Genomic DNA, 13607 nt, shown 5'->3' with positions numbered 1-13607 from the left:
CCCGTTTTGTTGTTAAATTAATACTTTTGATAATAAGTAATTATAATATTCAAGATGATACCGAAATTATGATTTTAGGTGATGGAGCAGATTGAATTAAAGGGGTTAAAAAAGTTATTGCAAATCGTTTTCCTAATAACAAAGTTCATTATACAATAGACAAATTTCATCTTAAAAGTAGGTTTGAAAAGTTATTTCCTTTTCAAAGCAAAAACGCAGAAATTAAAAAAATATTTGATAATGCTATTTATTATTTTTATAATGGAAAATATGAGGAATTATTACAGTGTTTAAAAGAGAGCAAGCCATTTATTCCCGATTCAAAAAAAGAATATTTTATTAAAACAATTAACTTAATTAAAAATAACGAAGAGGGTATTAAAAATCAAACATTATGAAATAATATTGGTTGTCATATGGAGGGTGATGTTTCACATTATGGTAAGGGGATATTTTCTAAAAAAGGAATTTATAGCGAAAAAACTGTTAAAAATAAATTGAATACTAGTATGCTAAAATTTAGAAATAATATTAAGGATTTTAAACAATCAGAAAAACCACCAGAAAATAATAGTATTTTATATAATAATTTTAATAAAACTGAACAACAAAACTTACATCTTTATTAATTTTATTTTTAAATTAAATAATTTTAATAAAAATGCATTTTTTGTTGTGATTAAATTTAAAAAAAATATAAAAATTTGTTGACAATAAAATTAAATATGGTATCTTTAAATTAGGTATATGGATTATTTATTCCATAATTTCTTAAAATATAGTAAATACCCAAAAATAATTTATACAGCCAAAAAGTTTAAGATTTTAATAATACAAAATATAGCAAATGGAATTAATATAATTCACGCTTCACCTAAGAAAACCATTATCTCAGGTAAAATATTTGTTATACATTCTTTAACTTTTCATAATGCACTAGTCAAACCCGTTCAAATCCCAGTCATACCCTCAGTCATAGTTTTAGGTGTAGATGCTGTTAAAAAATTAAACGCTGTTGTTAAATACATACCTAACATTATTTATTACTCTCCTTTCTTTCAATTTCTTTTTTATCTTTTTTCTTTACTCGAATTTGACGAATTTTTTGGTAAATTAATAAACCAAAATAAAGAAAAATTGCTAATACAATAACAACACTAAATATTGTCGTTAATCAAGTTGGCATATTACATATCCTCTCTAAAAATATTGCGGCACGCTTCGCGTGTTCGCTACGCTCAAAATAAACTATATTGAATAAATTATCCGCGTAATTTATTAGCGGTAATTTATTCATTTTCTTTTACATTATTAATTACTATCTTATTTACAGTATTAATAACAATATCTTTTCCATACTTAATTACTAAGGACCGCAAAATAAAATAATGTTTCTTTTCAATAAAAAATCAACTCTTTTCAAAGTTGATTTGTTGCACTTCGATTACAAAATGCACAACTTGATAATATTTATGAAAAGCAACAATTATTTTCCCAAAATTCATTAATTTATTATCTAAACCTTGGCGACTAATTAAAATATTACTTTCAAAATTTTTACCATCTATTTTTAATGTTCCAGCTAATGGTAAACCATACAGTGAAATAAAATTTAAATTAACAGATAATCTAGCTAATATCATATGGTCATCATTGACATTAAAAATAGGTAAACTTTTTTTATAAGCTGTAACAAAATTTTCAGCAGTTAAACCGGGCGGGGTTATTCCTTCTCATGCTCATAAGGCTAGTTGTTAATTACCAATGTCAGATGTTTCAGGTAACTGTCCTAAATTTTCAGCAGTTACGGTTCCTAAAATTAGTCGCATTAAATATTTATTACCAGTTTTATCAAAAGCAATTGCCTCTCGAATTTCTTGGTTAATTGCATTATTTTTCTTAATTTTTTCATTAAATTGTTTAATAAAAATTTTATCTAATGGTTTAACATTATTATTATAATTAATTTCAAAATCATCATAAATTGATTTGAATTCATTATTTTGATTAACTATAACATCTTCATAATTATTAAAAAAGTTAATTAAATATTTTTTGATTTTTTCAATTGATTTTTCTAAAATTTTTTTAATTTCATTTGGTTCATTTGTAACTACATAAGTAACTGTAAATGTCCGGATTTGTCTTAAGGATTTAAAACTTAAATCTAACATAAACTCATACTGAATTTGAACTGCCCGAACTCCAGTTGTTGCAGTATTAGTTAATTTATTAATTTTATCTAAATCAACATAAGTTAAAGTAAATTTATCTTCTTCTTCAAGATAATATAATGGTTTTCTCTCTAAAGTATTAAAATAATTTTGATATGTTTCACTAATTTTAACAGTTAATTTTTGAAATATTTCCTTAAATTCATTTTGAAACTTTCTTAATCCTAAATTAATCTGAGCATTTGAACGGTCAAGAACAAGTGACTGATTATGTTGATTAACTAAATTATAAAACTGATTTAATTCTGGAAATTTGTTTGAATTTTTAATATTTCCATTGTTATCATAATTTGTTATCTCATTACTAACATCACTGGCAATTTTCATCCAAATTAACATATCATTTTGTAAATTTGAATTACTATAATTAGCATCACGATATTTGATCATTCGACAACTTGTAATTTTGCTAGTTATTCCAGTGATAAATAATCCGACAACACTAAAAATAATGAATAGTTTTTTCATAAATAGTTTTTCCCCTTATTTTTTACAGAATATATCCTCAGAATACATTAATTATAAAAAAAATAAGAAAATATAAATAAAAACAACCAATATCGGTTGTTTTTATCGTAATGATTTATCAAATGGGATTCCGGATGCTTTTGGTACTTTAGAATATTTCGAGAAAATGACCATTGTTACTAATGCAAAGACAAATGGTAAAATTTTTAATAATTGATTTGATGGATCCGCAATATTTCAATCAGCAAAACGTCATAATGTTCCTGCTAAAGCAATTAAAAAACTAAATAAAACTGCTCCCAATGTAATATATTGAATTCATCATTGTCCAAAAATCATAATTGCCAAAGCAATATATCCTTGTCCTTGAACATCACCACGAAATTGTCCAGAAACATAATGGGTAAACATTGCCCCTGCTAGTCCTGCTAAACATCCAGAAATAATAACTGCCTTATATCTTGTTTTAATTACATTAATTCCCGCTGCATCAACTGCATTAGGATTCTCACCACATCCAACATAACGTAAACCTGTTTTTGTAAATCTAAAGAAAACAAAGGTAAAAACTGCTAAAGCAATTGCAATAATTAAGAAAATATTAATAATTTGATATGAATCAATCCCAATTGTACTAAATCCTGTTTTAATCATATTTCCAGCTGCTAAGGATGGAATACTAACAAAAAATAATCCAATTCCAGTTGCTAATAAATTTAACGCCGTTCCAGAAATTACTTGTTGTGCTTTTAAAGTAATTGAAGCAAAACCATGTAATAAGGCAAAGGTTCCACCACAAATTGCGGCAATTAATAAAGCAATAATCTGCATTCCATTACCATATTGTGATAATACTTTTCCAAGCAACGCATAGACTAATGCACCAACGATCATCATTCCGTCAATAGCAATATTAACAACTCCTGCTCGTTCTGAATACAAACCCGCCATTGCGGCAATTAATAATACGGCAAAAAGAACTGACCCATTAGCAAATAATTGTGAAACTGCTTCCATTATTTTTTTCCTCCTTTTTGCACTTGATAAGTGGCATTTTGACGATGATATTCTGCTTTTAAAATTTTATTATCTTCTGAAACAACTTTTCTAATATGCTTTAATTTTTGATTTAATTCATTTTTTCACTGTGGCATCTTTGTTTTATGTTTTTTACGCATAACTTGATATTCAATATTAAATTGTTGTTTCATCTCTTTTAATTGCAGTTTTAAATTTTGTTTTAACAATGCCACTTCTTGTTGAACCTTAACATCTCCTTTTATTTGACGATTAATCACTCTTAATTCCCGTTTAATTTTTTTCTTGCTTTGATAATTTGTTATTCTAAATTGATACATTTCATGACATTGTTGACGCTTTAATGCTTTAATTTCTTGATTTAATTTTTTAGTAATCATTGCTTCTTTTTTTTGCAATTTTTTAAAATCATTTAAATATTTTTGTTGAATTTGATTAAAAACAGGATAATAACTTTCACGCAATTTTTTAATAGTTTCCTCTTGCTTTAGCACTAAGTCAGCATATTGTGACTGTAAATGTGCTAATTTAGCATACAATTCTTTTTTTGGCAAATTATAAAACTGTGATAATTCTTGTTTTCCTTGTCCTTTTACTTTCCATACTGCTTGATAATAATTATTTTTTAAAAAACTAATTTTTTGTTTTTTTAATAAATATTCATTTTTTACTTGTACAAAATGATCTAATGCCGAACCAAGGGCAATAAATGTTGCTAATTTATACTTTGTTTTAAGACCACATTGTCCAATTTTTGTTGCTTCTTTATATTTTAAATTTTCAAAAAAACAAATTTCTGTTTTTAAAGTGGTAATTTTTCCAGCATATAAAGTCAATTGATCATTAATTTCATTCCGATATGCTTTAATTTCTTCTTTAGTTCCTTGTTTTTTTAATTCTTGCATTTTAATTCGATACATTTTATTTGTATTCTTAATTTGTTTTTGATAATCCTTTATTTGTGCTTGATATTTATTATATTCTTGCTTTCATTCTACATTGTGTTGAATATTTCATCAACGATGCAATCAAAAGATTGGTTTAAAATAAATAAATAAAGTAGAAATTGCAGTCATATAAATAATAATTCCAAAAATCAATTGACCCATCTGTTTTGACATTTGAAAATCAGGTAATTGCGTTGCTTGCAAAGCAGCTGTTTTAATAATTCCTCATAGTAAAGCAATTGGTAAAATAGCAAACCCATTTGTAAAAGCAACTAATGCAACAGCAATTGCATCAAATCCAACAACTGGTAATGCATCTGTTGTAAATTGTAATACTGTTGATTGCGTCATATAATATAACATTCCTAAAACGCCCGATAAAGCACCTGATAGTGCCATTGAAACAATAGTATATGCTTTGACATTTGTTCCAGCATATAAAGAAGCATTTTTTGATTTTCCAACTGCTTTAATTTGAAACCCTAAAACAGTATAATTCATAATAAAAACAATTATTCCTAATAGTAACATTGCAATAATAAACGGAATAATTCACAGTTGTCCATTCAATACTAAATTAAAATTTGGGGCTGTTGTCACAATATCAATTGTTGAATTTTGATTTGAATTTCACATTCCATGCGCTGGATTCATAAACATTCATTTCATAACATATCAAACAATTCAATTTAGCATAATTGTTGAAACAACTTCATGAATATTAAAATAAGCTTTTAATGCTCCTGCAATTGTTGCTAACGCTGCACCAGCAATAATTGAAATAAATAATGCTCCAATTACACCAGCACCTTGACTAATTGCTGGGTTTTTTAAACCTAAAACAATTGTCATACTACCCGCTAATAACATTTGGCCAGGAACACCGATATTAAATAGTCCGGCTTTAAAACCAACCGCAACAGCTAATCCTGCAACAATATAAATTGCTCAATAAGTTAATGTTGAATCTTTTAATAATGGGTGAAAAGCTAACCGAAAAACATAACTAAAAAATAATAATGGATCTGATGCATTTGCACCAATAATAATAAAACTAAGAAGAACTCCTGCAATAATTGCACAAATAGATGCTTTAAAATAATTCATTTTAGTTTTAAATTCATTTGAACGAAAAAAAATTCTTGTTTTTTGTTTTAATAATCACCCATAATTTTTAATTTGTGTTTGCATTAATTTTTATTCCTTTCTTTTGATATCTTCCTGCCATCATTAAACCAATTTCCTCACGTTTAACTTTATTGCCAGCAACTTCACCAGTAATGCGTCCATTATGTAAAACAACAATGCGATCTGCTAAACTCATAATTTCTTCTAATTCATATGAAACTAATAAGACTGCTTTCCCCTGTGCTTTTTCTTCTAAAATTTTATTATGAATATATTCAATTGCCCCAACATCTAAGCCTCTTGTTGGTTGGACAACAATTAAAATATTATGTTGCCGTGATAACTCTCGCCCAATAATTAATTTTTGCTGATTACCTCCTGATAAACTACGTGTAACAGCAAATCCAGAATTTGCACCTCGCACGTCATATTTATTAACAATTTGTTGAGCATATAACTGAATTGCTCCTTTATCTAATAAACCACAATTTGAAAATGGCTTTTGATTAATATTTTGTAAAACAACATTATTAATTGCATTAAATTCTAAGATTAAGCCATATTTATGACGATCCTCAGGAATATGGGACATTCCATTTTGATAGCGCTCATAAATACTTTTTTTGGTTACATTAATATCATTAAAAATTATTTCCCCCGAGGTTCCTTTTTCTAATCCGGTTAAGACATTCACTAATTCGGTCTGTCCATTTCCTTCTACTCCAGCAATTGCAACAATTTCTCCCGCATGAACGGTTAAATTAAAATCATCTAAAGCCATCAAACGCGTTAGACCTTTTTTCTTCACTGATAAGTTTTCAATTCTTAATAAAACATCTTCTTGTGGTGCTTGCCCTGAATTTTTAATTTCAACTAAATTACGTCCAACCATTGCTTCAGCAATTTCTTTTTCATTTTTATCTTGCACATTAAAAGTTTCAACAACTTTTCCACGCCGAATAACCGTTGCTCGATCAGCAATTTTTTTCACCTCATCTAATTTATGGGAGATAAAAATAATGGTTTTCCCATCTTTTTTTAAAGCTAGCATAATATTCAATAAACCTTCAATTTCTTGTGGGGTTAGCACAGCTGTTGGTTCATCAAAAACTAAAATATCTGCTCCACGATACAAAATTTTTAAAATTTCAACCCGTTGTTGCATTCCAACTGAAATGTTTGCAATTTTTGAACCAAAATCAACTTGCAAATTATATTTAATTGCAATTTGAGCAATATCACGGGCTTCTTTTGAACGATCTAAAAATACTTTCCCTTTTAGCTGTTCATATCCTAACGTAATGTTATCAAGTACAGTAAAAATATCAACTAATTTAAAATGTTGATGAACCATACCAATCCGTAATTGATTTGCTTTAATAGGATTATTAATATATTCTGGTTTTCCATTAATAAGGATTTCTCCTTTTGTTGGTTCATACAAACCAAATAAAATACTCATTAATGTTGATTTTCCTGCTCCATTTTCTCCAATTAAAGCATGAATTTCTCCTTTTTTAACTTTTAAGGTAATATCATCATTTGCAATTAAATCACCAAAAACCTTAGTAATATTATTCATTTCAATTACATATTCATTATTTTTTTTCATATATTATGTCCTTTCCTTCTATTACAAAGCAGCCTCAATTGCATCTAAAATATAAGCTTTCAATGTATCACTATTTTGATATGTATTTAATAATGTTGTTGTAAATACTTTCGCTGCAACAGGAGGGATATCACCAATTCCTCGTGAATAAACATCTTGTAATACTTTAATGATCTTATCAAATGCTGTATCCTTTGTTAAATCATCAGTTTTATTATGAATAAAATTAACAGTATTTTCATTAATTGACTTTGTTGTTTCAATCCCTGTTCAAGTTGGATGTTGTACTGATGATTGGTCAGTATTAATTCAACATTCCGATGTTACTTTATTATTATCTCAAGTATTACTATTAGATTGATAACCACATTTATCCGAATAAATATTTTGTAGAGCTTCTTGGGTTGAAGTTACAATTTCTTTTAAAGCACTTGTTACAATTATGTCTTCTCCATAAATTTTAGATTGTTCTGTATCCACACCAATAACTTTAGCTGGTGATTTATTATATTTAATTCGGCCAATAGTATCTTGGGTTTGTGGACCTGCAACAGGGAAAATAATGCTTGCTCTGCGAGAAAGTAATTCATCTGAAATATCTTTCCCATGTCCAACTTCAAATGATTGTGAAAATCATGATTCATTATTTTTTATAACATTTTGTACTTTTTCAACTTTTTGTAAAGAAGTTATTGCTGGATTCATTTTTTGAACTTGTGCTAAAATATCTGCTCTAATTTTAAATAAGTTTGGAAAATTGTTGTTACTAATGATTGTATTAAAAACATCAGCAGCTACTAAAAAACCTCACATATAATTTGAAACAGCATCAGGATTATCCATTCCACCATATGTAGATATTTTTAAACCCGAAGGATATTTACTTTGATTAGCATTTAATCATAATGCTGCTGCAATTCCGGCAAAAAAACCAGAGGATTCAGCTTCATAACTTATTCCAACAACATTTGTTGCTAAGGGTTTTTTGGGGTCCATTCCTAAATGAATATTTTGACTACTTCCATCAATATAAATTAAATTATCAGCTAATTCAGCGCCTCATCCAATTGTATTACCATGAACAAAACCTGGTAAAATTAATGTTTTTGCTCCGGCAATATATGCTGTTAAATAAGCTGTTTTAAAGTCAGATGGTGTTTGACTTGCTGGTTCATAATAACTAACTCGATAACGACTTGTTTTTCACTTTGATGGTAAAATTTCTTTATCTTTTTGTGAAACAACATATTTACTTGCTCCATCTCATGCTGATTCATTAAAAGATGCATCGGTCACAATACCAGCATCGGTAATAACTCAAATATTACTATCGAAATAATATTTTTTGGCACATGCAACAAGAAAAAGACTCGAACCATTTAGCAAAGTTGCTGCTACAAAAACACTGAGCAATTTTATCATTGTTTATTTCCTCCCATTTACTATTAATTATTAATAAATTTAATTATTAATAAATTATATTTTTTAATTAATTATTATTCGGCAATTGAATATTTCCTTTCATACTTAAATTATTATGTTTAATGCCCTAACAATGCAATATCTCATTGCTAATCTATTTTTAACATATTTTTAAACGAATGAAAAGAAAAACTACTTTCTAAATAAAAAAAGTTAAATTTAATTAACTTAAATTTAACTTTTTTAATAAAATTATTAATAAAATTATTTACAATGTTAATCAACAAAATAATAATTTTTATTTGTTATTTTTTTTTACAAATTTCAAAAGGAATATCTTGTTTAGTATATTTGGAAATATTATGTAAATTAAGGTGATTATAGTCAGCAAATTGATTATTATTTACACTTATTTCTTCTTGAGGTGAACTACCATTTTTAGTTCGATAATAATTACCTAAGACATATGAACTTTCACTAGAATTAGCAACTCCATATGTGTTAGAATATCCTTTTTTATTATATAAATTATAACGTGTTGATACTAAATTAATATCACTAATTTGAGGATAAAATTGATCAATCGGTACAACACCATGATGTTTAATATGTTTTTTAGTTTTAACATCTTTAATTTTTTTTGCAAAATCAGCTGATTTTATTTCTAATGATTCTACTTTTAAAGTTAAAGTTTTTAAGTGCTCTTGTACTTCTCCTAATGTTTTTGTGTGTTCTGTATGCAAGTTAATTGAATCTTTAATTAATTCTTCAATTTTTTCAAAACGACATTCAAAATCATTTGGCATAACTTGTTGTAATGGTGGTGCTTGTTCCTTTAATACTGGTTCTTCTGCAAACACTGTTTCTTTAATAGGTTCTGGTTTTTGCTGATTAAAGTATTCAATTACTTCATCATCCAAATTTGAAAAATCACCATTTATAATTTTATCATCTAATTCATCTAAACTATATGACACTTCTTCTTTTAAAATTGGCTTAATTTCTAATTGTAGCGTTTCATTTATTTCACTTGAGGCAACATCATGCAATAATTGACTTTGATGAGTTTCTTCTTTATTTTCATTTGATTCATCTGTCTTATCTTCTAATTGATTTGTTGCTTCAGCATTTGTTGTAAGTATTTCTGCAAGTGTACTATCTTCTGTTTTTCTTAAAATAGTATTTTCTTTTTCATTCATTGGAATATTAAATATATCTGTTGCCATATTGTTTCCTAATGATGTATCTAGTGGATCAGGAGTTAATTCTAAATTAATTGCATCAGTTTTTAACTCATTTTCTGGTTTTATTTCATTTTCAACTAACTCTGCCAAATTGTTTTCTATTTGTTCTTCTGTTTGTTGCTCAGCTGATAGTTCTGAAAGGTCATTTTTTTCAGAAGGTTTTATTTCATCATCATAATTATTTTCATTTACAACTGAATTAATTTCATCATTATGCTCAACTTGTGAATCATCTAACCCTACTAGTTCAGCAAAAGGATAATCATAATTATCTGAAACATTATCTGTCTTTGATTCTTCATCATCTGATGTTTTAATATCAGGTAATAATTCTCCTTTTAATTTATCAATATTATGGTCAGATGGAATAAAAATAATTCCTGTACGTTGTATTTCTTGGTTTTCTAGTTTAATATTGTTGTTCATAATTTCTATCTCTTTTTTTGTTTTATCATTATCTACAACATTATTAAAAGTATTAATTTCTAAACTAATATTTTCTGATGATTCATTAAACTTCTCATCAATATTAATGTTGTCATTCAAGACATTATCAATTACATTACTATCTGTTGCTAAAATTTGGTCATTAAGAAAATCAACTGTGGCTTGTGAATTATTACTAAATATTTCAGCAATACGCATTAATTTTAATTCATGCTCTGGTCCTAACTTCAATTTTTTTACTAATCCATTTGCTTGTTTAGCAAGGACATTATAAATTTTAGCTTTCTTTTTAATAAATTTAAGTTTTACTTCTGCTATTTCTACTTCTTCTTCTACCATTTGTTTAATATTAAGAGCCTGTTGCTGCATTTCACTTCATTTATTATAAAGTCTCTTTTCTTTTCTTGTCATTGTTTTGTCTGCTGCTCATGATGAATTTAAAAATTCATCATCTAAAAAAGAAAAATTTAGTTTTTCATCTTCTGATTCATTAAAATCATTATTTTCGTTTACAACCGTTTTATCAACAAAACCTTTAATATCAGCATTGAACTTATAATCATCATTTGATTTGGTATCCAAGAATGGAAGAGGGATTTCCGCAACTGTTTCACCTTGTGAGTAATCATCATTTGATGAATTTTGCTCTTCTAATTGCTCTAATTCCAATTTTGATGTTTCCTGTTGCTCAACTTCATTAACAACTGGTGGTTTTGATAATTCTTTAGACTCGTTTTGCTTTAAATTAGTTTCCGTTGTATTTAATTTTGTTTCAAAAACCGCTGGTTTTGGTGGATTTGTCATAGTTTGTGTCATATCATTAATTAAATTTGCTAATTCATGTTCATCAACATCATTTTTATCAGAATTAAATAAATTATTTAATTCATTTGATGAAAAAAATGAATTTGATTTTTGATGAGATAATTTTTTACTATCATCCTCTCTTACGTAATCATTGTTTTTGAAATTTCTTTCGGTTTCTCCGATCCCTGCGATAGTCGCGTCAACTCCCAAAGTTACGCTTCCATGGTACTTTCCCTCTTTATTTACCTCTCTTTCAAGTTTTTTATCTTGGTGATAAATAACAATCATATTTCGTTCTTCAACAAAATTTTGTAAAAACTCAACATCAAATAATGATGATTCAATGAATAATAAACCAATAAACATTAATGCTGCTAATATTAATACTGCTACTTTCCCATAAATTAGTGCTGCAATAATTAATGTAACAAAGATCATTTTAATATATGGTTTTGCAATTAATTGCCCTTTTTTAACACGATGCAGTTGAACTGATACTAATGTAATAACTAATAATGCAACAAAAATTGTTAAAGCAATAATTGTATATCCTCAAATATCTCCTGTTAAATAACTTAAAATTTGTTCTTGTTTAAAAATTGATTTTTGGAAAATATCATTCATTGAATTTAAAATTGATGGAAGCGCAACAGATTGCATTACCAAAAGGTTTAAAATAGCAATAAAAATTTGAACTATCGCTCCAATTATCATTATGCTTCACCCTAATGTTACTAAAAACACAAACATTTTAATTATCCTCCTCTATTTACTTTCCACCGCGCATAGATCAATAATCAAAGCCAATCGTTTCATCATCCTCATCTTCTGTTTTAACAGAAACAGAAGCAAAATCTGACATTGGATGATAAGAATCAACTGCTTCTTTTGTTGGTTCTTTAGTAACGACATTATCATCCTCATTTTTAATAATATATCGTTTGTTATAAACACTAACTTCATGCGCAACCAATTGGTCTGTTGCATAATTGCCATACATTTGTTTAACATAAGTTTCAATTAAAAGTGGATTTAATCCAGCAATAAATTTAAACTGTAAAATTCCTTTAAAAATAGCTTGTACTAGACTAAATATTTGTTTAAATTTGACATATTCCACTAAATCAATATTATTAAAAATTACTACAATATTTTCTGTAATGTCATAAGCACGTAGAATTTCTTCAAATTCTTTTCTAATATATTCTAATGGATCATCAAATTCTAACTCATTAACAATTACAATTGAATTCGAATCATTAACTTGTTCTAACGATTCACTTTGTTTTAAAGTTCGTGCAAATAGTTTAACACGATCTCATAAAACTTTTTTATCTTCTAAATTAACTTTCGGTAGTCCTTTAATAATTTTTTTAAGTAGAAATAAAAATGGTGAAGCATATAACTCAATACGTAATAAATCAATATTAACAAGCGGCATTGAAAAAAATGAAGTAACAATTTCAGACATTGAATCACAATTTCCTTTGTCCATAACTGCTAAGAAAAACTGCATTTCGTTATTTTTTTCTTTAAATATTTTCATTAAATCACGAATAATTTCAAAACTTGATAATGTAATTCCATCAATCTTAAGTTCATTAGTTTCAATATTATGATTATTATTCTTTAGAGAATCTCCTGTTAGTTCCCCATCTTCATTGTTGCCTTGTAATAAATTTATGTTTCGATCATTGCTTTTCATATTTATTGTATTTGTTTCATCAGTATTTAATTTTAAATTTTTCATTCTTTCGAATGGATTGATGTACATCGTGTAGTCCTCCTGCCTCATTTCTTTATAGTTAAATTATATCATATTTCCAAAAAAACTTATAAAAAAATTGCATTATGAAATTAAATTTGGTATGATATTATCCTTTTCTAAAATTAACCATTGTGTTCTTTCTTTAAATCAGCAAGTTCTTGTTCTAATCGTTTAATTCTTTCTTCTTTGCTTTCTGATGGTGGATTGCTACCATCATCATCTTTTTTACGATAGTCCCTCATTAGTTTTCTTGCCCCAATTCAAAGATTATCTTTATTTATAAAAAGGAAATGTCCCATAAAGTAGCCAATAACTCAAACACCTAAAAATAAAATTGTAATTAAAAAAGCAACCGTATACTTTTCATGATTGATAACAAATAAAACAGTAAAAATACATGTTAACAAGATTAAAATACATAAAACAACAAGATTAACAATTCGATATCATGATCATTTTTTTTTATTTATTTTTTTTGCCATTTTTTATCTC

General features: G+C 26.9%; 12 protein-coding genes. 1 reads left to right on the top strand and 11 read right to left on the bottom strand.

The genetic code is table 4. The features are described from left to right. Positions 1-629: UPF0236 family transposase-like protein (locus C6B38_RS05305; protein ID WP_233485559.1), on the top strand; the 629-nt coding region annotated here is incomplete at its 5' end. Positions 630-800: 171 nt separating this feature from the next. Here C6B38_RS05305 and C6B38_RS05300 read toward each other — a convergent pair. From C6B38_RS05300 to C6B38_RS05250, 11 genes are all read right to left on the bottom strand, one after another. Continuing rightward, positions 801-1037, bottom strand: a complete 237-nt coding sequence (locus tag C6B38_RS05300; RefSeq protein WP_105298917.1) for a hypothetical protein — start codon at positions 1035-1037, stop codon at positions 801-803. Then, positions 1037-1186, bottom strand: a complete 150-nt coding sequence (locus tag C6B38_RS05295; protein ID WP_105298916.1) for a hypothetical protein — start codon at positions 1184-1186, stop codon at positions 1037-1039. Before C6B38_RS05295 ends, C6B38_RS05300 begins: the two co-directional genes overlap by 1 nt. Positions 1187-1289: 103 nt before the next feature. Beyond that, positions 1290-1643 carry a hypothetical protein gene (locus C6B38_RS05290; RefSeq protein ID WP_105298915.1) on the bottom strand — a complete coding sequence of 118 codons (354 nt, stop codon included), beginning with the start codon at positions 1641-1643 and terminating at the stop codon, positions 1290-1292. A gap of 111 nt (positions 1644-1754) precedes the next feature. Beyond that, on the bottom strand, positions 1755-2702 hold the full coding sequence (locus C6B38_RS05285) for a hypothetical protein (protein ID WP_105298914.1): 948 nt from the start codon (positions 2700-2702) through the stop codon (positions 1755-1757). A 102-nt stretch (positions 2703-2804) separates the two neighbouring features. Further along, positions 2805-3719: an ABC transporter permease gene (locus C6B38_RS05280; protein ID WP_105298913.1), complete on the bottom strand. Its 915-nt coding sequence runs from the start codon at positions 3717-3719 to the stop codon at positions 2805-2807. Continuing rightward, a complete protein-coding gene (locus C6B38_RS05275; RefSeq protein ID WP_105298912.1) occupies positions 3719-5878 on the bottom strand; it encodes an ABC transporter permease subunit in 2160 nt (719 codons plus the stop codon). Before C6B38_RS05275 ends, C6B38_RS05280 begins: the two co-directional genes overlap by 1 nt. Next, positions 5862-7427 carry an ABC transporter ATP-binding protein gene (locus C6B38_RS05270; RefSeq protein WP_105298911.1) on the bottom strand — a complete coding sequence of 522 codons (1566 nt, stop codon included), beginning with the start codon at positions 7425-7427 and terminating at the stop codon, positions 5862-5864. The genes C6B38_RS05275 and C6B38_RS05270 overlap by 17 nt, the downstream gene beginning before the upstream one ends. 21 nt (positions 7428-7448) lie before the next feature. Continuing rightward, positions 7449-8849 carry a BMP family ABC transporter substrate-binding protein gene (locus C6B38_RS05265; protein ID WP_105298910.1) on the bottom strand — a complete coding sequence of 467 codons (1401 nt, stop codon included), beginning with the start codon at positions 8847-8849 and terminating at the stop codon, positions 7449-7451. Between the two features lie 305 nt (positions 8850-9154). Further along, positions 9155-12097, bottom strand: a complete 2943-nt coding sequence (locus C6B38_RS05260; protein WP_105298909.1) for a hypothetical protein — start codon at positions 12095-12097, stop codon at positions 9155-9157. Positions 12098-12116: 19 nt separating this feature from the next. Next, positions 12117-13121, bottom strand: coding sequence for a hypothetical protein (locus tag C6B38_RS05255; RefSeq protein WP_105298908.1), 1005 nt, complete (start codon positions 13119-13121; stop codon positions 12117-12119). A 116-nt stretch (positions 13122-13237) separates the two neighbouring features. After that, positions 13238-13597: a hypothetical protein gene (locus tag C6B38_RS05250; protein WP_105298907.1), complete on the bottom strand. Its 360-nt coding sequence runs from the start codon at positions 13595-13597 to the stop codon at positions 13238-13240. Positions 13598-13607: the final 10 nt, after the last annotated feature.

Source organism: Spiroplasma sp. ChiS (assembly GCF_002968355.1).
GTDB classification, from domain to species: domain Bacteria; phylum Bacillota_I; class Bacilli_A; order Mycoplasmatales; family Mycoplasmataceae; genus Spiroplasma; species Spiroplasma citri.
This window is presented reverse-complemented; position numbering and strand designations above follow the sequence as displayed.